The organism is Luteimonas dalianensis, assembly GCF_049339425.1.
In the GTDB taxonomy this organism is placed as follows: Bacteria; Pseudomonadota; Gammaproteobacteria; order Xanthomonadales; family Xanthomonadaceae; genus Luteimonas; species Luteimonas dalianensis.
In genome coordinates this window covers 94,210-118,252 of the sequence record NZ_JBMPPO010000008.1, presented here as the reverse complement: position 1 = coordinate 118,252, position 24,043 = coordinate 94,210, and the positions used below count along the sequence as shown (strand labels likewise).

Sequence of the window (24,043 nt, the reverse complement as noted above, 5' to 3'; positions counted from 1 at the left end):
TTGGCTCACTCCGTGTCTACCAGTTCACGCCATTGCAATCGCGCGGGCCCACTGCCACCGGGCGGCGTCGCCACCCATCCGCACTCGGCATCAGAACCGCACGCATAGATCTGGTTGCCGACACTCAACCCCTGCGACGGCATTCCGATCCCGAGGTCGACTGAGGTAATGAAACCGCTCTCAGTGCCGGGATCCTGCCCCGTCAGTTTGTCGTTGCCAGTGCCGTCCCCATCCACGTCGATGAACGAGTAGGTTCCGCCCCCGGACGCCACCGGGTTCGTTCCCGTGAAGACGTCCACCGCGTTGAGGTAGCCCGTTCCGCCCGCCTCACAGCCGTCACCAGGAGACGGGATGATGCTGGAGAACCACAGGGCCCGCCCTCGCACGAACGGCGCCGTCACCACCCGCTCACCATCGGCTGCAGGAGAAGGCACTCCGAGGTTCACGTACCACCCCCTCTTATTGGCGGGAAGCTCGGAGTAGGACTCCCACGACCGCGCGGCCCGCCCCTGCGAGTCGGTCCCGGTCAGCGGAATTTCCCGCTTATGGAGCTCACTCTTGGTCACCGGGAAGTTCGCGCTCGTGCCCTCGTCAATCACCGCATAAAGCGACTGCACCTGGGTATTGGTCAGGTCGCCATTGGTGATGTAGGAGCCGGTCCCGAACAGGACAAAGATCTTGCGCGTCACGGGCTCCATCGCCAACGCAACCGCACCGGTGATGGGCTGGGCGGCACCTGAAGGATCAGTCGCCACAAACAGAGGCTTGTTGTTGCTGCCCTGCTTGTAGGCCACATCCCATTGGTTGGCGTTGTTCCCGGTGACATCAAACTTCCAGACGTTGCCCTTCAGATCTCCTGCGTACACATAGTCGGCAATGCCGTCGCCGTCCACGTCAGCGGCCCGCACCTCTGCCAGGCCGTTGTTCGGCCCCGCCTCTGCCTTGATGGATTTGAGCAGAGCGCCCGTTTCCGCGTTATAGACGAACAGCGTGGCGCTGCCATTGACACTGCCGATTCCGTTACCAACGAACGCCACCGGTGTCCCGTTGTTTCCCTTGCGCACCAAGGGCGCCCCCAGCACGTAGCCCATGTCTGCGCTGCCGCCGGTCTGGAAGGTGTGGTCCCACATGACCATGCTGGTACTCGACGTACTGGGTTCGGTCACGTTGAGCCCAAACACGCCCTTGCCACCCCGTCCGAGGCTGGCTACCAGGATGTTCTTGCCATTGCCTTGGTCACGGCTGGTGACGTCAATCCCGCCATCGACGAAAAAGTGATGCTGGTAATCCTGACTGCTCAACATCGCCAGCTTGCTGAAATCAAGGCCCCTGGGCACGTATGAAAACAGCGTTTCCCCGGTTAGCGCATCGATCCCATGCAACATGCCATCGTTGGCGCCGATGAAGAGGCTCTCGTTCTCCTGCACATAGAACGGCGAGGAGTTCACGATGTCCCCGACAGGAGAAGTACGGGTGCGCAGTGCCAAAGGACCAGATCCTTCACCCGTACGGTCGCCCTTGATGTAGTTTGCATTCAAGGTGCCGGAAAGGGTCTCTGCCGATCCGGGCGCCTTGGGCCGGGCCAAGGCGTCCCGCTGGGCGGAAGTCGGGAAATCCGCACCATTGTTGCTGGAGTTGGTGGTGTACACCGGCCGGTCGGCGAACCCATCGGGATCTGCCAGCGCCTGCGCCGTCATGCTCCAGACGGGGTCCGCAGCAATTGCTCCGCCAGCGATGCTGAAAGCCTTCACATCTCCGGACCATTCGCCCGACGTATAGGTGGCCTGGAAAAGCTGCGAGCCGTTGTTCAACGACGGGCCGTTGGACGCAACGTTGGAACCGGAAGCCTGCACTGCAGCGATGGCGGCAAGACTCCTCCGAACTGCATCGGCGAATTCCTGCGGATTCGACGCCGCCACAAATTCGCCACGCCCATTGACCGCAGCGTGCAGCAGGTCATCGATGCGGCGGGCGGAATTTCCTGAGTGGGGGTCCGGCCAGCCTACGACGGAACCGTTGCGCGTCACCCCGCCCAAGGTCATCACCTCCCCTACAGATGTCTGGTCCAAAGTGCCACCCAGACCGATGGAGATTCCGAATGTCGACATATGCTGCCAGACAGCCGGATTGCGGGAAGATCCCGGCACGTTGTTCGCCAGCCCCGGCTGGAGGTCGCGCTTCCAGTAATGCATGGCGACGTCAGCGAGCGTGTTGCTGTGGTCGTCCTTGAACGGCGCAGCTGCCTGGTAGGTGTTGCGGGTGGTGCCGTCGGGAAGTGTGATGCTCTCACCCGCTGCATTGTCCGCATTTCTGACACTGGGACCGTCGCCGTTCCAATATCCGTCCGTCGTCAGAATTGTGTAACTCTGCCGGCAGCTCAGCTGTTCGTCCACGCTGCCCGGCCCCCACGGGCTCGGAAGAGAGGAATAATCGCCCTCGTAATAGCTGCCGGCGCGTGCCAAGGTATTCCTCAGAGGCGTTGTGCTGTAGTTCCGGGCACCATGCAGCCACTCGTACCACTCCTTCCGGTTGGCTCCATCAAAAAGCCCACTGTTGTTGCCTACAGGGATTGGGAATACCGGGCCCGAGCCGAAAGCCGTACTACGCTCCCCTTTTATCAGCCGCCAAATCGAGTCATACCCGACCCGAAAATTGACGCCAAGCTGACCAAAGGCTTCACTGGCGCCGGCCTTGGCCGCCTTCATCCGAGTGCGATGATATGAGAACCAGGTGGCAAAGTTGTCACGCTCGGCCTGCTGCGTCCGGTCCGTAGGAGTGACCCCGTCCGAGCATGAATGGAAGTTCGAACCATTGTGCTCGCAGCGTTCAATCACACCATTGGTCTTGATCCGGTATCGGAAATAATCCCTCGTATCCGTCCCGGAGGCGTTATTCACGTCCTTTGGGACCCAGTACGTTTGCACCCCGCCACAAACTTTAGTGGTCGAAGAAGTCTGATTGCTTGGCGACCAATGGCAACTGTCGTCGTCCCCAAGGTCTATGGGCCCGGTGGCAAGGTCGAAATGCGCGTACGCGGCGTTATAGGTTGTCCCACCATTCACCCGGGTGCCATCCCAGTTCATCCAGGGCTGGTAATCGATCGCCGGGTTGTAATACAGAAAGTTGTTGACATAGCTTCGCTGCGACGGGTCATCGCTCAGATTCCGCCGGATGTAATCCCCGTCCGCGCCCATGTATGTGGACCCCATTGATCCGGAGTCGTCCATGACGAACAGAATATTCGGCGGAATCGATCCCGTCCCGGTCTGCAAGGGATATTCGGGGAATGGTGCGGCGGCATGGCCGGCACCACCCAGCAGGACCGCCATCACCCCAAGCACGGGCGCCAACAGGCGGTGGGTCCTGGAAGGCTGGGAACGTTTCATCGAATGGATCCTCATGGCACTTCGAACAGGGACTGCAGCACGACCACGGCACCATCCGGCGCCTGGCTGCGGACGACAATGCGATACACCTGGGTTTCCGGGTTGCATGGCGGAGCGGACATGTCGATCGAGGCAGTGCAACTGGCATCAACACCCAGGCCGAAGTCCTCAATGACGTATTGCGCCCGTATGCCGTTGATCGTATCGGCTGACAGGCTGAAGCCGTTGTTCCCGTTTTCCCAGAACCCATCTACCTGCCAGGGTGCAATGGTCTGGTTCACATTGGGGGCAAAACGGGCACATACCCCGTTCACACACCCGGCCCCGGGCGCTGTGGGTTTTGACGCAGCCCTGCCCTCGGCTTCACGCAGTACCGCTTCGGCCACCTGGAAAGCATTGCTTCTTGCGGCCAGGTTTCCAGACATCCTTTCCTGTAACAGGGTGCTGCGAATCGACGCCAAGCCGAGCAGGGTCACCACCAGCAGCAGCAACAGAACCACCACCAGGGACGCGCCACGCTGTTTTGCCTTGGAGATCACAGCACCCCCTCCCGGTTCCGGATGGCCACCACGTGGGTGACGTTACGGGTCAGCACATTCCCGTCGGTACCTTCCAGGTAGCCGCCCGACAGGGCGCCTTCCGTTCCGACTGCGGACAGCGATACCTGCACCGCGTTCACAGCCGCCCAATCCGCGACCGCCGCCGCTGATTGCCAGGCAGTGGCCCCACCCGACCGGTACTGCAGCTGCATGCCGACAATGCCTTCTGCCACTTCCACCACGGTGCTGGACGTCGGTGCGGCCGGGTCTCCTGACAGCGTGGCCCGGTACAGGGATCGGCCTCCCCGGCCGTTTTCCGCCACGTACCAGCGATGCGACTGGAACCGGGCCACTTGCGCAGGACTCTCGCTGAAATTGCCGTTGCATGCCGCGGGGTTCGCGCCTGGCGGCACATACATGCAGAAATCGTGCACGCTGTTACCGTTCGTACAGTCGTATTCGCTCCTGAACCGCTGGGTGCAATTCTGGCTATTGCCTCCGGGATGGATGATTTTCTTTGAGTTGGCGTTGGCACCGGTTGCCTCGAAGATCAGGGACAGTTCGCGGTTGCACACCATCAATACTTCAGGCGGGTTGATCCCCTCGACGCTCGTGACATCAAGGTCAGCCCCGGGATTGCTGTGCTCCGTGACGTAGATTTCAGCGCCCCCCGCCGAGTAGACGTCCAGAACGTCCGTGCCCGCCGCTGGTGTCGTACCGGGGACGTTGGTGTCCTGCTCGTATCCCTTCAACCCCACGAAATAGTTGTCCCACCAGCCGGACGAGCCACTTTTCAGCTGGCTCACCGGCACCGACTTGTTGCCACAGGGGTTGCGTCCTGCCTCCCGAATGTCCCGGGCCATGACCTCGAACGCAACGCGGCTGTTTTCCTGGATACGGTTGATCGTTTCCGTAGACGCGTAGACCCGCTTGTTGGTGAGGAACAGTCCACTGGCCGCAGCAACGACCAGCAATCCCAACAGCAGGGCGATCATGAGCTCGATGAGGGTGGCGCCCCGCTGGCGTCCACGGAAGGAATGTTGACTGTGTGACGGGATACGCATGTTCAAAGCCTGCTCGTCGTCTGTATCTCAAGTTCGGAGTCACCGCCGGTACCGCGGCTGTCATCCCACCTGATCCCTGCCGTGCAGGAGGTGCCATCGCAATCCAGAAACCCGCACGCCTCACCATCACCGAGGCTGGTCTGGACCTGGCTCAGCCAGTTGTTGAATACCGACAGGTCTCCGACGCCGTCATCGTCATCCTGGGTCTCGCACGCCCAGTCGGTCACGTCGAACACGCCTGAATTCGCCTGATCGCGGTGGAGCCGCAAGGTATCGAACAGCGAGTACATCTGGACGACTGCCTGGGAGCGCGCCGCCGAGCTGTTGCTGTTCTTGATGGTCATTGCCGACATGGCGGCAAGGCCCAGCATGCCAATCGCGAGCACCAGGACCGCGATCATGACTTCCAGCAGTGAGCTGCCGCGCTGGCGCCTCAGGGGCGCAGAAACGGGAACCGGGGAAAAGGTCTTATGCATATCAATTGGTCACGAGGCGCTGTTGGCAGGTGCCGCACAGTCGGAGGTGCCGGCTCGTTCGCTGACGGACACCCGGCTGACGGCCACATGCACGTCGCGGGTGTTGCGTTCCGGCGGCAGTTTGCTGCTGCACACGCCCAGGCCACCCTGGCGCTGATTGCCCACCCATGCGAAACCGTCCGGAGAAAAGCGGATCCAGTTCTGTGCGGTCACGTTCGGGCTAGCCTTGATCACAAGACCCGAGCCAGCCAACACAATGTCGCGGATCACCACATCGGCCGGAGCGTCGACCTGCCGGTTTCCATTCCGATCGGAAAACACGATCATCCGCGACCAGTCGCTGCCAGCGCAGCTGCTGCCGTCTGTTGAAGGGCAGACGACCACGCTCTGCCCGCGGCGCACGGCTTCCAGCCGCGCCAGCTGGAGGCCCGCGACAACGTCATTGGCCGCTCCGATCAGGCGATTGGAGTTGATGAGATTGCTGAAACTGGGTGCGGCCAGCGCCGCAAGAATCGCCAGCACGGCAAGAGTGACCATGAGTTCGATCAGGGTGAAGCCGCGCGACCGTCGGGCGGATGGGCACGGCCCCTTCACTCTGCAACCTGCGATCGACATGTGCCCTCCCCGGCATAAGTCCATGCTGCAAGCTAAGGATCGTGGAGGGCAAAATCCAGCATGTACCGACGGGTGGCCATGAATCGCCCCTAAGCGGTCAACCAGACCTATCATTCCCCAATGGATCACCGCCCTACCACCGGCCCCCTGGATGTTCTGTGGCAGGCCCCGGCCATCGTGTGGTCGCTGCTGGCTGGCGCCTGCCTGGCGCTGGTACTGGCCCTGTCTCCGGGGGTGGAAGGCAACCGTCTGGTGCTCTTTGGGCTCGCCATCTTCGTCATCCAGTGGGTCATCCTGCTCACCTTGGGCACCCTGTTCGTGCTGCGCGGATCCATCGCCCGCCTGCCTCCCCACGGCGTGGCCTCGATTTCCCTGCTGCTCATGCTCATATGGACCTGGGCGGTCATCGGCACCGCACAGGGCTTCATCGCTCCCGCCCTACTGGGTGATGGAGCAGGCGGGCCTGATCCACTGCTGCGTGTGACCGGCATTGTCATTGCGGTCGGCGTACTTGGCCTCGCCGCGTTCCACAACCATTGGCGGGCCCGCCAGGCTGCAGTCAGGGCAAAGCAGGCGGAGCTCGAAGCATTGCAAGCCCGGACGCATCCCCACTTTCTGTTCAACAGCCTCAACACCGCAATCGCGTTGGTGCATCAGCGTCCGGATGATGCGGAACGGGTCCTCCTCGATCTTTCCGACCTGTTCCGGAGTGCACTCGCCGGCCCCAGGTTCATCCCCCTGCAGGAGGAACTGGATCTTGTTGAGCGCTATCTCGAAATCGAGCGCCTGCGACTGGGTGAGCGATTGCAGGTGCAGCGGGAGCTTCCGCGGCAGCTCCCCGTAATTGACGTACCTGCCCTGTCCATCCAGCCCCTGGTGGAGAACGCGGTGCGCCATGGCGTCGAGGCGCGCGTGGAAGGCGGCCTGATCGTCATCCACATCGAGCAGTCTGCGGAGGAGGTCAGGATTTCAGTGCACAATGACCTTCCCCGCGATCCCGCGCAGAAACCGGCAAACGGCCATGGGGTGGGGCTGCCCTCTGTCGCGAGCCGGATCGAGGCGATGACCGGCGGCCATGGCTCCCTGACGACGACAATGGAAAATGGCCGCTATGTAGCGGCCATCAGCCTTCCGATCACGCCGCCCGGTTGAGCCGGGCGGCGCTTGCTGGCCGGCCAGGTCAGGTCACAACCTCATAGCAAGGCTGGTACTGCCCCGAGATCTTCATCCGCCGCTGGGCGACAAACGCCCGCAGCAGTGCGTCCAGAGCCTCCATCATGTCCTTGTCGCCATGGATCTTGAAGGGGCCATGCTCCTCCACCCGCCGCATGCCGTCTTCCTTGACGTTGCCCGCCACGATGCCGGAGAACGCCCGGCGCAGGTCCGCGGCCAGAGCGTAGGGCTTGCGGCCGTGGTGCAGATCCAGGCCGGCCATGGCTTCGTGGGTGGGAATGAAGGGCTGCTGGAACTCCAGCGGGATGTCCAGCGACCAGTTGAAGAAGAACGAGTCCTTGCGCTCGATGCGGCGCTGGCGCACCTGGCGCACGCCCTGGTACATGCTGCGGGCGACCTGCTCCGGGTCATCGATGATGATCTCGTACAGCCCGGCGGCCTCGTCGCCCAGGGTCAGGCGGATGAACTGGTCGATCTGCTGGAAGTACGGCGCCGCGGAAGTCGGTCCGGTGAAGATGACCGGCATCGCAAGACCCTTGTTGCTCTCCTGCAGCAGCAGGCCCAGCAGGTACAGGATCTCCTCGGCGGTACCGACGCCACCCGGGAACACGATGATGCCGTGGCCGGTGCGCAGGAAGGCCTCCAGGCGCTTCTCGATGTCCGGCATGATCACCAGGTGGTTGACGATCGGATTGGGCGATTCGGCGGCGATGATTCCAGGCTCCGTGATCCCGATGTATCGCGATTTGTAGCGCCGCTGTTTGGCATGGGCCACGTTGGCACCCTTCATCGGACCCTTCATGGCGCCGGGGCCGCAGCCGGTGCAGATGTCGAAGCCGCGCAGGCCCAGCTCGTAGCCCACCAGCTTGGAGTAGTCGTACTCGTTGCGGCTGATGGAGTGGCCGCCCCAGCAGACGATGAGGTTGGGGTCGCCGGGCTGCAGCACGCGGGCGTTGCGCAGCAGGCCGAAGACCTCGTCGGTGATGCCGGGCGAAGTGGTGGGCGGCTGCGCGCAGTCGTCGTCGCCGCGCTCGATCGCAGTCCAGGCCAGGTCGCGCACCACGGCGAACAGCAGCTCGGCGATGCCCTGGATGATCTGGCCGTCGACGAAGGCCATGGCCGGCGCGTCGGTCAGGTCCAGGCGCAGGCCGCGGTCGTGCTGCTCGACCTCGATGTTGAAGCTCGGGTAGAGCTCCTGGGCGGCGCGCGGGTCGTCGCTGGCGCTGCCGCTGGTGAGCACGGCCAGGGCGCAGCGGCGCAGCAGTTCCTGCAGCCCGCCCTGGGAGGCGTCCCTGAGCCGGGCCACCTCCTTGTGCGAAAGGATGTCGAGCCCGCCGTGGGGGTAGATGCGGGCGTTCTGTACCGGCACCGCCTTCGGTGCCTGTGCTGCTTGCGTCATATGGCTTTTTCTTGTCGTTTTGTCCGGGCTGGGACTTTACGGCATTTGCCGCGCCCGGGCACAAAAGGAAACGGCCGGGGCAAGCCCGGCCGTTCCTGGTAACGCAGCAGTTCTGGATCAGAACTTGTAGCGGATGCCCAGCTGCAGGGCCCAGCGCGACTGCCCGGTGTTGTCGTACAGGCGCTCGGTGAACACGTCACCCTCGTCGAACTCGTAGATGTACTGGCCGGCGTCGTTCAGACCACGCATGTAGGCAACGCGGCGACCGTGCGGGAAGCCGATCTCGTTGATCTGCCCCCAGTCCTTGTCGATCATGTTGCCCACGTTCATGATGTCCAGCCACACCTCGGTCTTGTGGCCGCTGAAGAAGCCCGGAAGCTCCTGGCTCACGCGGATGTCGAAGGTGTTGACCCACGAGCTGCGGGCGCTGTTGCGCGGTGCCACGCCGCCCTGGTAGCGGGCCAGCTCCGGGTGCTCGGACAGCCACTGGTAGAACGCGTTCTCCATCTCCGCGCCGCCGGTGAACACCACGTCACCCGGGTTGGGCACGAAGAACAGGTCGTTGGTCTCGTTGTCACCGTTGGCATCGTTCTGGAACGTCCAGCTGTACGGACGCCCGGAGCGGCCTTCGTAGAACAGGGCCACCGAGGTCTTGTAGTCGCCGAAGAACGCCTTCTGCCAGGTCAGCGTGCCGCTGAAGCGGTCGCGGATCTCGTAGTTGGAGGTGTAGGCGATCGGCTCGTTCGGGTTCAGCAGCATGCGGCCGTCCCAGTTCGAGTGCGCCTGCGACGAGGTCAGCGGGTTCACGTCCTGCGCCGAGGTACGGGTGTAGCCGATCATCCAGCCCCAGTTCTCGTACAGCGGCTTCTGCAGGCTCAGGGTCAGCTGGTGCGTCTTGCCCTTGTTGGTCGGACGCAGGTAGATCACGTTGTCCGAACCCCAGCCGGTGATGCTGTCGAACTGGGCCAGGTCGGCCGGCAGGTTGCCGTCGGCGTCGCGCAGGTTGTTGATCAGGTCGGCACCGTTGCAGCGGGTGCCGCCGGTGGCGCCGGAGGGATCGCAGTAGAAGATCTGGCGGCCGTCCGGGCCGATCGCGGTCGGATCGCCCATGCCCAGGATCTCGTAGTGCAGTCCGGTCTTGGTCTGCGTCATCAGGTACTCGGCCGAAGCCACGATGCCGTGCCACGGCAGCTCATGGTCGAACGCCAGGTTGGCCTTCCAGGTGGAGGGCTGCTTGAGGTCCGGATCCATCAGGGCCACGACCATCTGCTGGCCACCCGGGATGATCGGCTGGTTGTCGGGGTTCGGGGTGAACGGATACTGCGCCCACGCCTCCTCGCGCGAGCCCACGCCCGCGCGATCCAGCTGGCCCTGGTTGCCCACGTTCAGGCCGTAGATCTGCGGGGTGAAGCCGGCGTTCTGGAACGAGTTGCCGATCCACACGTTGGCCGCGGCGCCCTGGAACAGGCCCACGCCACCGCGCAGCTGGGTCGGGCGCTCGGTGTCGAAGGTGTAGTTGAAGCCGAAGCGCGGCTGCCACAGCTCCTGGCCGTCGATGGTGACGGTGTTGTCGAGGCCGAAGATGCGCTCGATCAGGTCGTTCTTGGCCGGCTTGTCATCGATCTTCGGGATGTCGACGCGCAGGCCGGCATTCAGGGTCAGGTTGTAGTTGACCGCCCAGGTGTCCTGGATGAAGAACGCCAGGTTGTCATGGCCGAAGTCGGCGGCGATGCTCTCGAACGGCTGGCCCGGCAGCGGACGCCGCGAGCTGTACTGCCAGTACTGGCCATCGCGGAAATGGTCGAGGCTGGCGAAGTTGTACGAGCCGAACAGGTCGCGGCCGAACAGGTTGAAGATGTCGTTCTGCTCGTACTCGAAGCCGAACTTCAGGGTGTGGTCGCCCAGGTACCAGGTGCCGGCACCGAACGCGCTGGTCTGCTCGGTTTCGACGTGGTTGATGTGCGAGAACACCTCGGTGCCGAAGTTCAGGTACGGCGAGCCGGGCTGGTCAGGGTCGTTGCCCGAGCCGAAGCCGATGCCGATCTGCGGCATGCGGGTGGGGCTGAGCGGATTGCGGATGGCGGTGTAGTCGCGCTGCGACAGCTTGAACTCGGTGGAGAAGTTCGGGCCCCAGTCGCTGAACAGCTGGGCCACGGTGCTCTCGAATTCCTTGTTGTGGTCGTACCAGTAGCTGTTGAGCGAAACGCTGCTGCTGCCCAGGCCCGGCAGGTTGGCATCCACCTGCTCGGTCTTGTTGTAGCGCAGCGAGAAGCGGTGGGCGTCGCTGATGTTCCAGTCGATCTTCGCCGCGTACTCTTCGAACGTGGTTTCCAGGCCTTCCGGAACCGAGTACTCGCCGATGTCCACGCCGTAGCGTTCCTGGGCGATGCGACGGGCCTCGGCGATGTCGTCCAGCGAGATGCCGTTGACGATGTTGGAAGCCGAGCTGCCGGCCGGGCCATACGACGGGCCGGGCGCGCTGCGGGTGAAGTTCTCGTAGTTGAGGAAGAAGAACAGCTTGTCCTTGATGATCGGGCCGCCGAAGGTGGCGCCGTAGGTTTCCTCGTCGATGAAGCCGCCGAACGGTGTGCCGTCTTCGTTGTCACGCACCCAGTCCTGGTCGCGGTAGACGTAGTACGCCGAACCGCTGAACTCGTTGGTGCCCGACTTGGTCACGGCGTTGACCACCGCGCCGGTGCCGCCGGCGATGGTCACGTCGTAGTTGGACAGGTCGATGTCGATCGCCTCGATGGCGTCCATCGACACCGGCTGGCGCATGGTCGGCAGGTTGTTGGCTTCCAGGCCGAACGGGTCGTTGGTGCTCACGCCGTCGATGCGGATGGCGTTGAAGCGGGTGTTCTGGCCACCGGCCGAGATCTCGCCGCGGCCCTTGTCGGTCTGGGCTAGGCGCGGATCCAGGCGCATGTAGTCCTGGATGCTGCGCTGGATCGACGGCAGCGCCTCGATCTCGGCGTTGCTGACGCTGGTGCCGGCACCCATCTTGTTGGCGCTGAAGACGTCCGAGCCGATCATCGTCCCGGTCGCGACGACCGCACCCAGGGTGGTGATGTCGCCACTCAGGGCGGCGTCCACCTGGTTCACCTGGTTCAGCGTCAGGTAGACGTTGTCCTCGGTGGTGGTGCCCTCACCCGACTTGGTGACGTTGATGGTGTACGGGCCACCCACGCGCAGGCCGCGGGCGTTGTAGCGGCCGCTCTCGTCGGTGGTGACGCGGCTGACCGTGCCCGACTCGACGTGGACGATGGTGACTTCGGCGCCGGTGACCGGCTGGCCGTCCGGGCCCGTCACGACGCCGCCGACACCGGCGGAGGTGCTCTGCGCGAAAGAGGGAGCCGCGGCAAGCGCGACGATCAGACCGAGCGACAGTTTCGAAAGTCGGACGCGGTGCTTGTGGGTCATTTCAATGGCCTCGATACGTACGTACGTGGATGGCGCCGCGCATTCCGGCGCGGCAATTGGGGGAACTGCGGATTGGGGGTGAACCGGTGGACAAGCGGGCAGGGCCGGCCGATGCGGTTAACGACAGATTAACACGTTAGCGACGCTGGATGACAGGAATATGACAGATTCCGGCGCGCGTAAGCCACTGAGCGGACTCGGTGTTTCGACCTGTTTTGAACCTTTGCCCGTAAGTTGTTGTCGCGCCGGGATGCGGGGGCGTACGGAAGCGTGCCTGGTTGCGGTCAATCGGCCCCGCGCGCCTGCCGTTTTCCGTCCCAGATCTTGCCGCGCTGCGCTGCGCCGGCGGGTGAGAGCAGGTGCACGCAGGCGGGCGCGATGTCGGTCGGGTCGGCGGCGGCCAGCTCTTCGCGCTCCACGTAGGCCTTGGCGCGCACGCCGGTGCGCATCGGCTCCGGGCGCAGCGCGCTGACCCGCACCGGGGTGGTGGCCAGTTCGGCATGCAGCATCGACACCAGCGCCTCCTGCCCGGCCTGGGCGACGCCGTAGCCGCCCCAGTACGCCTGCGAGGTGCGCGCCGGGTCGTCGATGGCGAAGACCACGGCCGAATCGGCGGCCTGGCGCAGCAGCGGCAGGCAGGCCTGGGTGAGCCACCAGCGCGCGGTCAGGTTGACGTGGATGGCGCGGGCGAAGGCGGCCGGATCGGAGTGTTCGAGCGGGGTCAGGCCGGGAAAGTCGGCGGCGCAGTGGAGCACGCCGTCCAGGCGGCCGAAGGCGGCGTGGATGCGCCCGGCCATCTGCGCGTAGTCATCGGGGCCGGCGCCTTCCAGATCCATCGGATAGAGCACCGCCTGGCCGCCGGCGCGGGCCACGGCATCGTCCAGGCGCTTGAGCCTGGGCACCTTGCGGCCCAGCAGCACCAGCTGCGCGCCGGCCGCGGCGCAGGCCAGCGAGGCCTCGCGGCCCAGCCCGCCGTGGGCGCCGGCCACCAGCACCACCCGGCCTGCGAGTGCGCCCTGCCCCTGCCCTGCTTCCGGCGCGCGGGCCGCTTCGTGCGTGCTCACGCCTTTGCGGTCTCGGCCACCATCCGGGCCAGTTCGCCGGACTCGTGGAGCTCCAGGGTGATGTCGCAGCCGCCGATCAGCTCGCCGTGGATGAACAGCTGGGGGAAGGTCGGCCAGTTGGAGTAGCGTGGCAGGTTGGCGCGGATTTCCGGGTCTTCGAGCACGTTGACCGTGTGCAGGTTCTCCACTCCGGCCTCCTGCAGTGCCTGCACGGTGCGAGCGGAGAAGCCGCACATGGGGAACTTCGGGGTTCCCTTCATGAACAGGACGATCGGCTGGGCCGCCACTTCATCCTGGATCTTCTGCATCACTGACATCGGGGACTCCTGAAGGCCGGCCGCCGCTGCGGGGACGGGCTTTGGTATGGGGGTTCTGGCACGGGGGCTACAATCGCGCCATTGTAATCCCTCACCCGCGCGCAGGCCCGCCTGCGACCCACCCCGGATCCGGCGAACGATGGCCTTCGAACTGCCCGACCTGCCCTACGACCGCACCGCCCTGGAGCCGCACCTGTCCGGCGAGGCGGTGGATCTGCACCGCGACGCCCAGCGCGCGCACGTGGAGCGGCTGGACGCGCTGGCCGCGGACACGCCGTTCGCCGGGATGGCGCTGGAGGAGATCGTCCGCAAGGCGCAGGGGACGATGGCGGAGAGCGCGGCCCAGGCATGGGCCACCGCGCTGTACTGGAACGGACTGAAGCCCGCGGCGGCCGGCGGCGGCGGGGAGCCGGAGGGCAACCTGGCCGAGGCGCTGGCCGCCGGGTTCGGCAGCGTGGACGGGTTCCGGGATCGCTTCAGGCAGGCGGCGCTGCGCGGCTTCGGCCCGGGCTGGGCGTGGCTGCTGCAGCGTCCCGACGGCCGCCTGGCGATCGCCGTCACCCCGCACTCGGTCACGCCCCTGACCGGCCCGGATCGGGCCCTGCTGGCCTGCAGCCTGTGGGAGCACGCGTACCTGCTGGACTACCGCGGCGACCGCGGCAAGTACCTGGATGCGTTATGGAACCTGGTGGACTGGGACGCGGTTGCCGCCCGGATGGCCTGACCGCAATCCCCCTGCCTGGTGTAGGAGCGCGCCATGCGCGCTCCTACAGGCGGCGAAGTGCTTCCAGAACCGGGGCGGCCTGGTCCTGCCGGTCGAGGGCCCGGCCGATGCGTTCAAGTGCGCCGCCCAGGGCCTCGGCCGTGTCGGCGCGCACGGTGGCGTGGCCGACCTTGCGGCCCGGGCGGGCCTGCTTGCCGTAGTCGTGCCAGTGGCCGCCGGCTTCGCGCAGCACCGGGCCCGGATCGGGCATCTCGCCGATCCAGTTGAGCATGCAGGCGTGGCCGATGGCGTCGGTGGCGCCGAGCGGCAGGCCGAGCACCGCGCGCAGGTGGTTCTCGAACTGCGAGGTCTGCGCGCCTTCGATCGTCCAGTGCCCGGAGTTGTGCACCCGCGGGGCCATTTCGTTGGCCAGCAGCTCGCCGCCGCGGCAGAACAGCTCCAGCGCGAACACCCCCACGTAATCCAGCTCCTCGGCCAGCCGCCGCGCGTGGGCGGAAGCGGCTTCGGCCAGCGCCGGATCCACCCCGGGCGCCGGCGCGAGGCTGGCCGACAGCACGCCGTCCGCGTGCCAGTTCCAGGTCAGCGGCCAGGTGCGGAATTCGCCGTCGCGACCGCGCACCGCCACCACGCTCAGCTCGCGCTCGAACGGCACGAAGGCCTCCAGGATCAGCCCCACCGACTGCGCCTGCGCGCCCAGCGCCTGCCAGGCGGCGTCGGCATCGCCCGGCTCGCGGATGCGGAACTGGCCCTTGCCGTCGTAGCCCAGGCGGCGCGTCTTGAGGATGCAGGGCGTGCCCACGCTGGCGATGGCCGCGTCCAGGCCTTCGCGCGAGGCCACGTCCTCGAACGCCGGCACCGGGATGCCCAGCCTGCGGAACAGGGTTTTCTCGACCAGCCGATCCTGGGCGGCGGCCAGCGCGGCCGGGTTGGGCAGCACCGGCACCGATGCGGCCAGGTGCCGCGCGGCGTCGGCCGGCACGTTCTCGAAATCGAACGTGGCCACGTCCACCCGCGCAGCGAACTCGTCCAGCACCGCGCGGTCGCCATAGCCGCCCGACAGCAGCGGCGCGACGTGTCCGGCGCAGGCGTCGGCGGACGGATCCAGCACCTGGAAGCGCAGCCCCAGCGGCGCGCCGGAAAGCGCCAGCATGCGGGCCAGCTGCCCGCCCCCGAGGATGCCGACGGTGGTCATCGGCGCGGGTCGTCGCCGGCGGCGACCGTTTCGGTCTGGCGCAGGCGGAAGTCTTCCAGCGCCCGCGCGATGCCTGCGTCCGAAGGAGCGAGCATGGCCGCCGCGAACAGCGCCGCGTTGGCCGCGCCCGCCGTACCGATGGCGAAGGTGGCCACCGGCACCCCGGCCGGCATCTGCACGATCGACAGCAGCGAGTCCATGCCATTGAGCGCCCTGGACTGCACCGGCACGCCCAGCACCGGCACCGAAGTCTTGGCCGCGATCATGCCCGGCAGGTGGGCCGCGCCGCCGGCCCCGGCGATGATCGCCCGCAGGCCGCGCTGCGCGGCGCTGGCGGCGTATTCGAACATCACGTCAGGCGTCCTGTGCGCGGACACCACGCGCACCTCATGCGGCACGCCCAGCGCTTCGAGCTTCTCCACCGCGTGCTGCATGGTGTCCCAGTCCGAACGCGAACCCATGACCACGCCCACGAGCGGCGTGTCGGCGCGTGCTGCTGGATCGGCTGGCGTGGAGGACATGCGGGCTCCCGTCGGCAAAGAACCATTCTAGCCGGGATTGCCCTCCCGCAACCCCACTCCCGATGTAGGAGCGCGCATGGCGTGCTCCTACACCAGGGGAGAGGCAGCCCTGTTGGGCGGGGCAAGTGATAGGCTTTCACGATCACCAGCCGAAGTATTTCCATGGATCGCAAGCTGCTCGACATCCTCGTTTGCCCGGCCACCCGCCTGCCGCTGTCGCTGCTTGAAAAGCGCGGGCTCGAATCGCTCAACGCGGCGATCACCGCCGGCGGCGTGACCCGCGCCGACGGCACCCCGGAAACGGCGCCGGTGCGCGAGGCCCTGGTCTCGCGCGACCGCCAGCGCGTCTACCGCATCGACGACGGCATCCCGGTGCTGCTGGCCGACGAGGCCATCGCCACCACCCAGGTCGAAGGCTTCCCGGAGGCCTGACGCGATGGACAAGCCGGTGCCGCCGCCGCAGGCGGTGATCGAGGCCGACGTGGCCCGCGCGCTGGACGAAGACCTGGGCACGGGCGACGTCACCGCCGCCCTGCTGCCCGACGGGCCCGAGAGCGCGTACCTGCTGTGCAAGGAAGACGCGGTGGTGTGCGGCCGGCCGTGGTTCGACGCCTGCCACCAGGCGCTGGATCCGGACGTGCGCATCGACTGGCGCGTGGCCGAGGGCGAGCGCGTCCCCGCCGGCACCGTGCTGGCCACCCTGCAGGGGCGTTCGCGCGCCCTGGTCACCGCCGAGCGCACCGCGCTCAACTTCCTGCAGACCCTGAGCGGCACCGCCACCGTCACCGCCGCCTACGTCGACGCGGTGCGCGGCACGAAGGCACGCATCCTCGACACCCGCAAGACCCTGCCCGGCCTGCGCCTGGCGCAGAAGTACGCCGTGCGCGCGGGCGGCGGGGCCAACCACCGCATCGGCCTGTTCGACGCGGTGATGCTCAAGGAAAACCACGTGCGGGTGGCCGGCTCGGTTGCCGCCGCGATCCAGGGCGCGCGCGAGACCAGCCCCGGCCTGCCACTGATCGTCGAGGTGGAAACGCTGGCCGAACTGCGCGAAGCCCTGGAAACCGGCTGTGACCGGATCCTGATCGACGACTTCACCGCAGCCGATCGCCGCGAAGCGGTGCATATCGCCACCGGCGCGCCCTTCCACGGCCGGATCCCGCTGGAGGTCTCCGGCAGCGTCGACCTGGACAGCGTCGGCGCGGTGGCGGCGGACGGCGTGGACTTCATCTCCATCGGCGCGCTGACCAAGCACGTGCGCGCGGTCGACCTGTCGATGAAACTGGGGCCATGTCCGGCCTGACCCTCATGATGATCCTGGCTGCGGCCGGGTTCGCGTTCTGGAGCGCGTCGCGGGCGGCCGCCGAGCGTGCGACGGAGCTGGGCCGCGACGCCTGCCGGCGCGCCGGTGTGCAGCTGCTGGACGACAGCGTGCACGCGGATCGACTGCGGCTGCGGCGCCGGCCCGACGGGCGGCTGGGGCTGGAGTACGGCTTCCGGTTCCACTGGTCGGACGACGGCGTCCACCGCCACGTCGGCCGCATGGTGCTGCTGGGCCGGCAGCTGGTGTCCTTTACCGGCCCGGTCGCCCCGCCCCGGTAGGAGCGCGCCATGCGCGCTCCTACTTCACTACGCGCAGGTGGGGGCGCCTGGGGGGCTTGTCGTCGGGATCGGGGCCGTCGTCGTTGCCGTCCGGCGGCGTGGGCGGGTCATCGTCGCCCGGGCCCGGCGGCGGGCCGGCGATGTCCTCGGGCAGCACCATGCCCTGCCCCGTCTCGCGGGCGTAGATGGCCACGATCGCGGACACCGGCACGTCCACCGGATGGCTGACGCCGCCAAAGCGCGCCGAAAAGCGCACCGACTCGTTGTCCATCTGCAGGCGCATCACCGCGCGCTCGGCGATGTTGAGCACGACCTTGCCGTCGCTGATCGCGTGCTGCGGCACGCGCACGCCGGGCTGGCCGGCATCCACGAGCACGTGCGGGGTCATGCCGTTGTCGACGATCCACTCGTACAGCGCCCGCAGCAGGTACGGGCGGTGGCTGGTCATCGCGGGGAAATCGGATTCACTCATGCGGCCAGTCTAACCGCACCTTTGCCGCCGCTCCCGAAAACCGCTCCGCCCGGCAGGCGCGCACCGTGCGCGCGCCCGCGGGCGATCCGGGCGGTCAGCCGGGCAGCTCGTTGAGCTTGCGCTCGGCGGCCGTCAGGCTGCGGGCAAAGCCGGGGCTGCGGAAGATCCGCTGGCCGTAGTCCTCGATCACCTTGCCGTCCTTCGGCAGTGCAATCCCCAGCGCCGGCAGGCGCCAGACGATCGGGGCCATGGCGCAGTCGGCCAGGCTCATCTCGGGGTTGAGGTAGAAGCGGTGCGCCTTGAACAGCGGCACCGAAGCGGTCACCAGTTCCTTGAGCCGCTTGCGGGCGGCGTCGGCATCGCGCTTGGCGCCGCGCTGGATCATCTGGATCTGCGGCACCCAGTCGTGCTCCAGGCGCAGCATCGCCAGGCGCAGGCGCGCGCGCGCCAGCGGCTCGACCGGCATCAGCGGCGGATGCGGGTAGCGCTCGTCCAGGTACTCGCACACCACCGATGCCGCGTACAGCACCATGTCCCGCTCCACCAGGGTCGGCACCGAGTGGTAGGGATTGAGGTCGATCAGGTCTTCGGGCGGGTTCTGTGGATCGACCGCGATCAGGTCGTAGGTGACGCCCTTGGCGGCAAGCACCAGGCGCACGCGGTGGCACAGCACGTCGTCCTCGGACGAAAACAGGGTTAGCGCGTTACGCATGCGCGGACTCGCAGCCATCATCGACCCTCTCCTTTGGCCGGGCTTGCCGGCCGCAAAGGCGCCGCCCGCCCCTCGCGGGCGGCTGCCAAGGTATCCGGGGACGCGCCAGCCCTTATTTCACGTCCCGCCAGAATTCCTGCTTCAGCAGCCAGGTGAGGAACGTGAAGAACACCAGGAACAGCAGCACCCACACGCCGATGCTGGTGCGCTTGAGCGCGGCCGGCTCGGCGGCGTACTGCAGGAACGCGGTGATATCACGCGCCACGCCCTGGAACTCTTCCTGGCTCATCGAGCCCGCCTGGGCAATCTCGAGCCGCTCGATGGTCGGCGCACCGCTCGCATCCGGCTCGCCCATCACCGGGCGCTGCAGGCCCTGCATGTCCCACAGCACGTTGGGCATGGACACGTCCGGGAACCAGGTGTTGTTCCAGCCGATCGCGCTGGCGTCGTCCTGGTAGAAGCTCATCAGGAAGGTGTACACCCAGTCCGGGCCACCGAGCTTGGAGCGCACCGTCAGCGACAGATCCGGCGGGGCCACGCCGAACCACTCGGCGGCCTGCTCGGCCGGCATCGACGACATGATGTGCTCGCCGAACGCGGCGCCGGTGAAGTTGAGGTTCTCCATCACCTCTTCCTCGCTCATGCCCAGATCCTCGGCCATGCGCGAGAACCGCAGGTACTGCAGCGAGTGGCAGCCGGAGCAGTAGTTCATGAAGTACTTGGCGCCGCGCTGCAGCGACGCCTTGTCGCTCAGGTCGGTGCCCGACTGCATGATGCCGCCCGCCGGGGCGGCGGCCAGTGCGGAGAACGAGAGCAGCAGCCCGCCGAGCACGGCGGCCACGCGGGCCTGGAAGGTCTTAGTCATGTGTCGTCACCCGTTCCGGCACAGGCTTGGTGCTGTCGATCTTTGTCCACAGCGGCATGGTGATGAAGAAGGCGAAGTAGTAGAGGGTCAGGAACCGGCCGATGATGGTTTCGGTCGGGTCGGTGCCCGGGCCGGCGCCGATCTTGCCCAGCCACACGAAGGCCAGTGCGAACAGGCCCAGCAGCACCTTCGACAGCAGGCCGCGGTAGCGGTAGGACTTGACCTTGGCCCGATCCAGCCACGGCAGCGCGAACAGGATCGCGATCGCGCCGAACATGACGATCACGCCGCTGAGCTTGTGCGGCACCACGCGCAACATCGCGTAGTACGGGGTGTAGTACCACACCGGCTTGATGTGCTCGGGGGTCACCATCGGGTTGGCTTCGACGAAGTTGTCGTGCTCAATGAACCAGCCGCCGAACTCCGGCACGAAGAAGATCACGAACGCCGCCAGCACCATCATCGCGGCGACGTAGAACAGATCCTTGACCGTGTAGTACGGATGGAACGGCACGCCGTCGGCCGGGCCGGTGGACGACCAGCGGTTGCCCTTCGGGCCCTTCTTGATTTCCACGCCGTCCGGGTTGTTGGAGCCCACCTCGTGCAGCGCGCCCAGGTGCAGCACCACCAGCAGCAGCAGCACCAGCGGCAGGGCGATCACGTGCAGGGCAAAGAAGCGGTTGAGGGTGGCATCGGAGGGCAGGTAGTCGCCCATGATCCACTCGACCAGGCCGTTGCCGATGATCGGAATCGCGCCGAACAGCGAGATGATCACCTTCGCGCCCCAGAACGACATCTGGCCCCACGGCAGCACGTAGCCCAGGAACGCCTCGGCCATCAGCACCAGGTAGATCAGCATGCCCAGGATCCACACCAGCTCGCGCGGCTTCTGGTAGCTGCCGTACATCATCCCGCGGAACATGTGCAGGTACACGGCGATGAAGAAGAACGAGGCGCCGGTGGAGTGCATGTAGCGGATCAGCCAGCCCCACTCCACGTCGCGCATGATGTACTCGACGGAGTGGAACGCCTCGGCGGCCGAGGGCTTGTAGTGCATCGTCAGGAAGATGCCGGTGACGATCTGGTTGACCAGGATCACCGAGGACAGCACGCCGAAGATGTACCAGATGTTGAAGTTCTTCGGAGCGTAGTACTCGCTCATGTGCTTGCGGTACATCGGCATCAGCGCCGGCGCCCGCTCGTTGACCCAGTCCATCACGCCATTGGCGCTGCGGGTGAAGATGTTCGACATGGTCAGGCGGCTCCCTCGGGATCGACGCCGACGACGATGGTGTTGTCATCGGCATAGTGGTGCGGAGGAACGACCAGGTTGGTCGGCGCGGGCTGGCCGGCGTAGACGCGGCCGGACATGTCGAACTTGGACTTGTGGCACGGGCAGAAGTAGCCGCCCTGCCAGTCGGCGTCGAAGTCGGTGGGGCCGATCTCGGCCACCATCTCGGGCGAGCAGCCCAGGTGGGTGCAGATGCCCACCAGGACCAGGATCTCCGGCCGCAGCGCGCGCATGGCGTGGTTGTCTTCCACCACGTAGGCCGGCTGCTGGTCGGTGTTCTCCGACAGCGGGTCGGAGAGCAGGTTGTCCAGGGTCGGCAGCGCCTGCAGGATCGCGTCCGAGCGGTGCACGATCCACACCGGCTGCCCGCGCCACTCCACGATCAGCCGCTGGCCGACCTGCAGGGCGCTGATGTCCACCGTCACCGGGGCGCCGGCCGTGAGGGCCCGCGCGCTGGGGTTCCAGGACTTGATGAACGGAATGGCCGCCGCGGCCACCCCCACCGCGCCAACCACCGCGGTGGTACCGGTCAGGAACATGCGCCTGCCCGTGTTGACTGGTTCCTCGCCGGTGGCGGGATCGATCACCGCTTCATTGGCCATCAGGCACTCCGCAAACCCTGTTTTTGTTCGGTCGCTGAAAAAATCTGGCTGCCACGGCGCTCCCGGTTGCCCAGGTGGCCGCATAAGACCTGTGAAGTGTAACGGAAGCCTGAATAAACCGACAATCTCTTGACAGCCCCGGCGCAGCCTCCGCCGCCCGGGTCAGGGCGCACCGCTGGCGGCGACCAGGGTGTGTCCGCGGTAGCGATCGGTCAGCACGCCCACGCGCTGCACGTAGGTCTGGGTCTCCCGGTACGGCGGCACCCCGCCATGCCGATCCACCGCGCCCTCCCCGGCGTTGTAGCCGGCCGCGGCAAGGGTCAGGTCGCCGTTGAAGCGGCGCAGCAGCCAGGCCAGGTAGCGCACGCCGCCGCGGATGTTCTGGCCCGGGTCGAAGGCGTCGGTGACCCCGAAGCGCTCGGCGGTGGCCGGCATCAGCTGCATCAGCCCCTGCGCGCCCGCGCGGGAGATGGCGTTGGGATTGAACGCGGACTCGGCGTGCATCACCGCGCGCACGATCGCCTCCTCGACCCCGAACTCGCGCGCCGCCGCCGCCACTTCCTCACGGAACGCCTCGGTGTTCAGGCGCACGTTGGCGAAGCTGACCCCGGGCGCGCCGCAGGCGTAGCAGGTTTCCATGAAGCTGTAGCGGATGGTGCGCATGGCGCTGGCACCGGCTGCGGCCGAACCGCGCGGCGGAGTGCTGGTGTAATGGCGCACGCCGTCCTTGATGTAGGAATAGACCTGGCCGCTGACCCGGCGGCTGCCACGGGACGCCGGCTTGGCCGCGGGCGCGGCTGCCGGGGCCGGCGCCGCGGTGGAACTGGAGGCGGAGCGGGAGCCACCCATGAACGTGGCCGGCGCGGTGCCGCCGCTGGCGGGGGCGGCCGCGGGCGCGGGCGCTGCCGGGCGCGAACGCTCGGGCCGGTAGCGGGCGGCAACGGTGCAGCGCGCGCCGCTGACCCGCTTGCTCACGTACTGGCTGACGCCGTCATCGCCCACGCAGCGGTAAAGGGTGCCCGCCGCCGCCGGAAAGGCTGCGCAGGCCAACAGCATCGCGGTGAGTCCCCATACCCCCTTCATCGACCGCAGTGTCGCCCCGTTTCCCTTGTTTGCCAAGTGCTTGCACCACGGGGGAACGTGACCCACTACACTATCCGGCCCGAAAAACCGCCATCCGGCCCGGACTCACCGCCGCGCCCCCGGAAATGCCATGACCAGCACCCTCTCCCGGGACGGATCCGTCCCCGCCTCCCAGCCGCCCGCTCCCGCGCGCGGCAAGCTCTACATCCAGACCCACGGCTGCCAGATGAACGAGTACGACTCGGCGCGCATGGCCGACGTGCTGGCCGCCGCCGAAGGCCTGGAGCTGACCGACAACGTCGAGGACGCCGACGTGGTGCTGGTCAACACCTGCTCGATCCGCGAGAAGGCGCAGGAAAAGGTGTTCAGCCAGCTGGGCCGCTGGAAGTCGCTCAAGCAGGGCGACAAGCCGGTGCTGATCGGCGTGGGCGGCTGCGTGGCCTCGCAGGAAGGCGAGGCGATCATCAAGCGCGCGCCGTTCGTCGACCTGGTGTTCGGCCCGCAGACCCTGCACCGGCTGCCGGAACTGATCCGCGCCCGCCGCGAGGAAGACCGGCCGCAGGTGGACATCAGCTTCCCGGAGATCGAGAAGTTCGACCGCCTGCCCGAGCCGCGCGCCGAGGGCCCGAGCGCGTTCGTGTCGATCATGGAGGGCTGCAGCAAGTACTGCAGCTTCTGCGTGGTGCCCTACACCCGCGGCACCGAGATCAGCCGCCCGTTCGAGGACGTGCTGGTGGAAGTGGTGCGCCTGGCCGGCCAGGGCGTGCGCGAAGTCAACCTGCTGGGCCAGAACGTCAACGCCTATCGCGGGCCGATGGACGGCAGCGACGAGCCGGCCGACCTGGGCCTGCTGATCCGCACCATCGCCGAGATCGACGGCATCGACCGCATCCGCTTCACCACCTCGCACCCGCTGGAGTTCTCCGACTCGCTGGTGGAGGCCTACCGCGACGTGCCGCAGCTGGCCAACTACCTGCACCTGCCGGTGCAGTCCGGCAGCGACCGGGTGCTGTCGGCGATGAAGCGCGGCTACACCGCGCTGGAGTTCAAGCAGAAGATCCGCAAGCTGCGCGCGGTGCGGCCGGACATCTCGATCTCCTCGGATTTCATCGTCGGCTTCCCCGGCGAGACCGACGCCGATTTCGAGAAGACCATGAAGCTGATCGCCGACGTCGGCTTCGACCAGAGCTTCTCCTTCATCTATTCGCGCCGCCCCGGCACGCCGGCCGCGGATCTTCCCGATGAAGTGCCGGACGACGTGAAACACGCCCGGCTGTCGCGCCTGCAGGCGCACATCAACGAATACTCGGCCGGCATCTCGCGGGCCATGGTCGGCAGCGTGCAGAAGGTGCTGGTCACCGGCCCCTCGCGCAAGGATCCCAACGAGCTGACCGGCAAGACCGAGAACATGCGCTCGGTGAACTTCGCCGGCCACCCGCGCCTGGTGGGCCAGTTCGTGGACGTGGTGATCACCGAAGCGCTCACCAACTCCCTGCGCGGCCGCGTCCAGATTCCGGAGGCATGAG

The 24,043-nt window shown here is 66.7% G+C and carries 23 protein-coding genes; 6 read left to right on the top strand and 17 right to left on the bottom strand.

The genetic code is table 11. The annotated features are described in order from the left end of the window. Positions 1-5: 5 nt before the first annotated feature. The 5 genes from ACOZ90_RS12675 to ACOZ90_RS12655 are packed head-to-tail and all read right to left on the bottom strand — an operon-like array spanning position 6 to position 6,080. Positions 6-3,386 (bottom strand): pilus assembly protein, encoded by a 3,381-nt coding sequence (locus ACOZ90_RS12675; protein WP_422894013.1) that lies wholly within the window; start codon positions 3,384-3,386, stop codon positions 6-8. An 11-nt stretch (positions 3,387-3,397) separates the two neighbouring features. Further along, a complete protein-coding gene (locus tag ACOZ90_RS12670; protein ID WP_422894012.1) occupies positions 3,398-3,925 on the bottom strand; it encodes a pilus assembly PilX family protein in 528 nt (175 codons plus the stop codon). Next, positions 3,922-4,989, bottom strand: coding sequence for a PilW family protein (locus ACOZ90_RS12665; protein ID WP_422894011.1), 1,068 nt, complete (start codon positions 4,987-4,989; stop codon positions 3,922-3,924). Before ACOZ90_RS12665 ends, ACOZ90_RS12670 begins: the two co-directional genes overlap by 4 nt. 2 nt (positions 4,990-4,991) lie before the next feature. Further along, a complete protein-coding gene (locus tag ACOZ90_RS12660) occupies positions 4,992-5,465 on the bottom strand; it encodes a prepilin-type N-terminal cleavage/methylation domain-containing protein (protein WP_422894010.1) in 474 nt (157 codons plus the stop codon). Between the two features lie 9 nt (positions 5,466-5,474). Beyond that, a complete protein-coding gene (locus tag ACOZ90_RS12655; protein ID WP_422894009.1) occupies positions 5,475-6,080 on the bottom strand; it encodes a GspH/FimT family pseudopilin in 606 nt (201 codons plus the stop codon). Between the two features lie 120 nt (positions 6,081-6,200). On the opposite strand from ACOZ90_RS12655, the gene ACOZ90_RS12650 reads away from it, so the two are divergent. Next, on the top strand, positions 6,201-7,232 hold the full coding sequence (locus ACOZ90_RS12650) for a sensor histidine kinase (RefSeq protein ID WP_422894008.1): 1,032 nt from the start codon (positions 6,201-6,203) through the stop codon (positions 7,230-7,232). Between the two features lie 28 nt (positions 7,233-7,260). On the opposite strand, the gene ppnN is transcribed toward ACOZ90_RS12650, so the two are convergent. From ppnN to grxD, 4 genes are all read right to left on the bottom strand, one after another. Continuing rightward, entirely contained in the window at positions 7,261-8,652 is a 1,392-nt protein-coding gene (ppnN, locus tag ACOZ90_RS12645; protein WP_422894007.1) for a nucleotide 5'-monophosphate nucleosidase PpnN, read from the bottom strand. A 117-nt stretch (positions 8,653-8,769) separates the two neighbouring features. Continuing rightward, positions 8,770-12,072 carry a TonB-dependent receptor gene (locus ACOZ90_RS12640; RefSeq protein WP_422894006.1) on the bottom strand — a complete coding sequence of 1,101 codons (3,303 nt, stop codon included), beginning with the start codon at positions 12,070-12,072 and terminating at the stop codon, positions 8,770-8,772. Between the two features lie 284 nt (positions 12,073-12,356). Beyond that, the gene (locus tag ACOZ90_RS12635; RefSeq protein WP_422894005.1) at positions 12,357-13,136 is read right to left on the bottom strand and encodes an SDR family NAD(P)-dependent oxidoreductase; all 780 of its coding nucleotides are present in this window, start codon (positions 13,134-13,136) and stop codon (positions 12,357-12,359) included. Further along, positions 13,133-13,453: a Grx4 family monothiol glutaredoxin gene (grxD, locus tag ACOZ90_RS12630; protein ID WP_422894004.1), complete on the bottom strand. Its 321-nt coding sequence runs from the start codon at positions 13,451-13,453 to the stop codon at positions 13,133-13,135. Before grxD ends, ACOZ90_RS12635 begins: the two co-directional genes overlap by 4 nt. Before the next feature lie 139 nt (positions 13,454-13,592). Here grxD and ACOZ90_RS12625 point away from each other — a divergent pair, with 139 nt between their 5' ends. Further along, a complete protein-coding gene (locus ACOZ90_RS12625; protein ID WP_422894003.1) occupies positions 13,593-14,177 on the top strand; it encodes a Fe-Mn family superoxide dismutase in 585 nt (194 codons plus the stop codon). 43 nt (positions 14,178-14,220) lie between these two features. On the opposite strand, the gene ACOZ90_RS12620 is transcribed toward ACOZ90_RS12625, so the two are convergent. Both ACOZ90_RS12620 and purE read right to left on the bottom strand, forming a co-directional pair. Continuing rightward, on the bottom strand, positions 14,221-15,369 hold the full coding sequence (locus ACOZ90_RS12620; protein WP_422894002.1) for a 5-(carboxyamino)imidazole ribonucleotide synthase: 1,149 nt from the start codon (positions 15,367-15,369) through the stop codon (positions 14,221-14,223). Next, positions 15,366-15,890, bottom strand: coding sequence for a 5-(carboxyamino)imidazole ribonucleotide mutase (purE, locus tag ACOZ90_RS12615; RefSeq protein WP_422894001.1), 525 nt, complete (start codon positions 15,888-15,890; stop codon positions 15,366-15,368). Before purE ends, ACOZ90_RS12620 begins: the two co-directional genes overlap by 4 nt. A 162-nt stretch (positions 15,891-16,052) precedes the next feature. Between purE and ACOZ90_RS12610 the strand changes: the two genes are divergently transcribed. Genes ACOZ90_RS12610 through ACOZ90_RS12600 form a run of 3 tightly spaced genes read left to right on the top strand, consistent with a single transcriptional unit; the run spans position 16,053 to position 17,492 of the window. Then, positions 16,053-16,322 (top strand): Trm112 family protein, encoded by a 270-nt coding sequence (locus tag ACOZ90_RS12610; protein ID WP_422894000.1) that lies wholly within the window; start codon positions 16,053-16,055, stop codon positions 16,320-16,322. A gap of 4 nt (positions 16,323-16,326) precedes the next feature. Next, positions 16,327-17,193 carry a carboxylating nicotinate-nucleotide diphosphorylase gene (nadC, locus tag ACOZ90_RS12605; RefSeq protein ID WP_422893999.1) on the top strand — a complete coding sequence of 289 codons (867 nt, stop codon included), beginning with the start codon at positions 16,327-16,329 and terminating at the stop codon, positions 17,191-17,193. After that, positions 17,181-17,492: a DUF3301 domain-containing protein gene (locus tag ACOZ90_RS12600; RefSeq protein WP_422893998.1), complete on the top strand. Its 312-nt coding sequence runs from the start codon at positions 17,181-17,183 to the stop codon at positions 17,490-17,492. The genes nadC and ACOZ90_RS12600 overlap by 13 nt, the downstream gene beginning before the upstream one ends. Before the next feature lie 19 nt (positions 17,493-17,511). Here ACOZ90_RS12600 and ACOZ90_RS12595 read toward each other — a convergent pair whose 3' ends face one another. The 6 genes from ACOZ90_RS12595 to ACOZ90_RS12570 all read right to left on the bottom strand — a co-directional run bounded on the left by ACOZ90_RS12595 (position 17,512) and on the right by ACOZ90_RS12570 (position 22,517). Further along, the gene (locus ACOZ90_RS12595) at positions 17,512-17,964 is read right to left on the bottom strand and encodes a ClpXP protease specificity-enhancing factor (protein WP_422893997.1); all 453 of its coding nucleotides are present in this window, start codon (positions 17,962-17,964) and stop codon (positions 17,512-17,514) included. A gap of 94 nt (positions 17,965-18,058) precedes the next feature. After that, positions 18,059-18,694: a glutathione S-transferase N-terminal domain-containing protein gene (locus ACOZ90_RS12590; RefSeq protein WP_422893996.1), complete on the bottom strand. Its 636-nt coding sequence runs from the start codon at positions 18,692-18,694 to the stop codon at positions 18,059-18,061. A 94-nt stretch (positions 18,695-18,788) separates the two neighbouring features. Then, positions 18,789-19,541 (bottom strand): cytochrome c1, encoded by a 753-nt coding sequence (locus tag ACOZ90_RS12585; RefSeq protein WP_422893995.1) that lies wholly within the window; start codon positions 19,539-19,541, stop codon positions 18,789-18,791. After that, positions 19,534-20,793, bottom strand: a complete 1,260-nt coding sequence (locus tag ACOZ90_RS12580) for a cytochrome b (protein ID WP_422893994.1) — start codon at positions 20,791-20,793, stop codon at positions 19,534-19,536. The genes ACOZ90_RS12585 and ACOZ90_RS12580 overlap by 8 nt, the downstream gene beginning before the upstream one ends. A 2-nt stretch (positions 20,794-20,795) precedes the next feature. After that, on the bottom strand, positions 20,796-21,434 hold the full coding sequence (petA, locus tag ACOZ90_RS12575) for a ubiquinol-cytochrome c reductase iron-sulfur subunit (protein WP_422893993.1): 639 nt from the start codon (positions 21,432-21,434) through the stop codon (positions 20,796-20,798). Between the two features lie 162 nt (positions 21,435-21,596). Further along, positions 21,597-22,517: a lytic transglycosylase domain-containing protein gene (locus tag ACOZ90_RS12570; protein WP_422893992.1), complete on the bottom strand. Its 921-nt coding sequence runs from the start codon at positions 22,515-22,517 to the stop codon at positions 21,597-21,599. A gap of 130 nt (positions 22,518-22,647) precedes the next feature. Between ACOZ90_RS12570 and miaB the strand changes: the two genes are divergently transcribed. Then, complete coding sequence (gene miaB / locus ACOZ90_RS12565) at positions 22,648-24,042, top strand: tRNA (N6-isopentenyl adenosine(37)-C2)-methylthiotransferase MiaB (protein WP_422893991.1); 1,395 nt, start codon at positions 22,648-22,650, stop codon at positions 24,040-24,042. The last annotated feature ends 1 nt before the right edge of the window (position 24,043 follow it).

Bases quoted from the DNA above. Each gene is read 5' to 3' on its own strand.
- ACOZ90_RS12660 (WP_422894010.1), bottom strand. From the start codon at position 5,465: ATGCATAAGACCTTTTCCCCGGTTCCCGTTTCTGCGCCCCTGAGGCGC.
- ACOZ90_RS12580 (WP_422893994.1), bottom strand. From the start codon at position 20,793: ATGTCGAACATCTTCACCCGCAGCGCCAATGGCGTGATGGACTGGGTC.
- ACOZ90_RS12590 (WP_422893996.1), bottom strand. From the start codon at position 18,694: ATGGCTGCGAGTCCGCGCATGCGTAACGCGCTAACCCTGTTTTCGTCC.
- ACOZ90_RS12570 (WP_422893992.1), bottom strand. From the start codon at position 22,517: ATGAAGGGGGTATGGGGACTCACCGCGATGCTGTTGGCCTGCGCAGCC.
- ACOZ90_RS12665 (WP_422894011.1), bottom strand. From the start codon at position 4,989: ATGCGTATCCCGTCACACAGTCAACATTCCTTCCGTGGACGCCAGCGG.
- ACOZ90_RS12655 (WP_422894009.1), bottom strand. From the start codon at position 6,080: ATGTCGATCGCAGGTTGCAGAGTGAAGGGGCCGTGCCCATCCGCCCGA.
- nadC (WP_422893999.1), top strand. From the start codon at position 16,327: ATGGACAAGCCGGTGCCGCCGCCGCAGGCGGTGATCGAGGCCGACGTG.
- ACOZ90_RS12610 (WP_422894000.1), top strand. From the start codon at position 16,053: ATGGATCGCAAGCTGCTCGACATCCTCGTTTGCCCGGCCACCCGCCTG.
- ACOZ90_RS12625 (WP_422894003.1), top strand. From the start codon at position 13,593: ATGGCCTTCGAACTGCCCGACCTGCCCTACGACCGCACCGCCCTGGAG.
- purE (WP_422894001.1), bottom strand. From the start codon at position 15,890: ATGTCCTCCACGCCAGCCGATCCAGCAGCACGCGCCGACACGCCGCTC.
- miaB (WP_422893991.1), top strand. From the start codon at position 22,648: ATGACCAGCACCCTCTCCCGGGACGGATCCGTCCCCGCCTCCCAGCCG.
- grxD (WP_422894004.1), bottom strand. From the start codon at position 13,453: ATGTCAGTGATGCAGAAGATCCAGGATGAAGTGGCGGCCCAGCCGATC.
- petA (WP_422893993.1), bottom strand. From the start codon at position 21,434: ATGGCCAATGAAGCGGTGATCGATCCCGCCACCGGCGAGGAACCAGTC.
- ppnN (WP_422894007.1), bottom strand. From the start codon at position 8,652: ATGACGCAAGCAGCACAGGCACCGAAGGCGGTGCCGGTACAGAACGCC.
- ACOZ90_RS12620 (WP_422894002.1), bottom strand. From the start codon at position 15,369: ATGACCACCGTCGGCATCCTCGGGGGCGGGCAGCTGGCCCGCATGCTG.
- ACOZ90_RS12650 (WP_422894008.1), top strand. From the start codon at position 6,201: ATGGATCACCGCCCTACCACCGGCCCCCTGGATGTTCTGTGGCAGGCC.
- ACOZ90_RS12675 (WP_422894013.1), bottom strand. From the start codon at position 3,386: ATGAAACGTTCCCAGCCTTCCAGGACCCACCGCCTGTTGGCGCCCGTG.
- ACOZ90_RS12640 (WP_422894006.1), bottom strand. From the start codon at position 12,072: ATGACCCACAAGCACCGCGTCCGACTTTCGAAACTGTCGCTCGGTCTG.
- ACOZ90_RS12585 (WP_422893995.1), bottom strand. From the start codon at position 19,541: ATGACTAAGACCTTCCAGGCCCGCGTGGCCGCCGTGCTCGGCGGGCTG.
- ACOZ90_RS12595 (WP_422893997.1), bottom strand. From the start codon at position 17,964: ATGAGTGAATCCGATTTCCCCGCGATGACCAGCCACCGCCCGTACCTG.
- ACOZ90_RS12600 (WP_422893998.1), top strand. From the start codon at position 17,181: ATGTCCGGCCTGACCCTCATGATGATCCTGGCTGCGGCCGGGTTCGCG.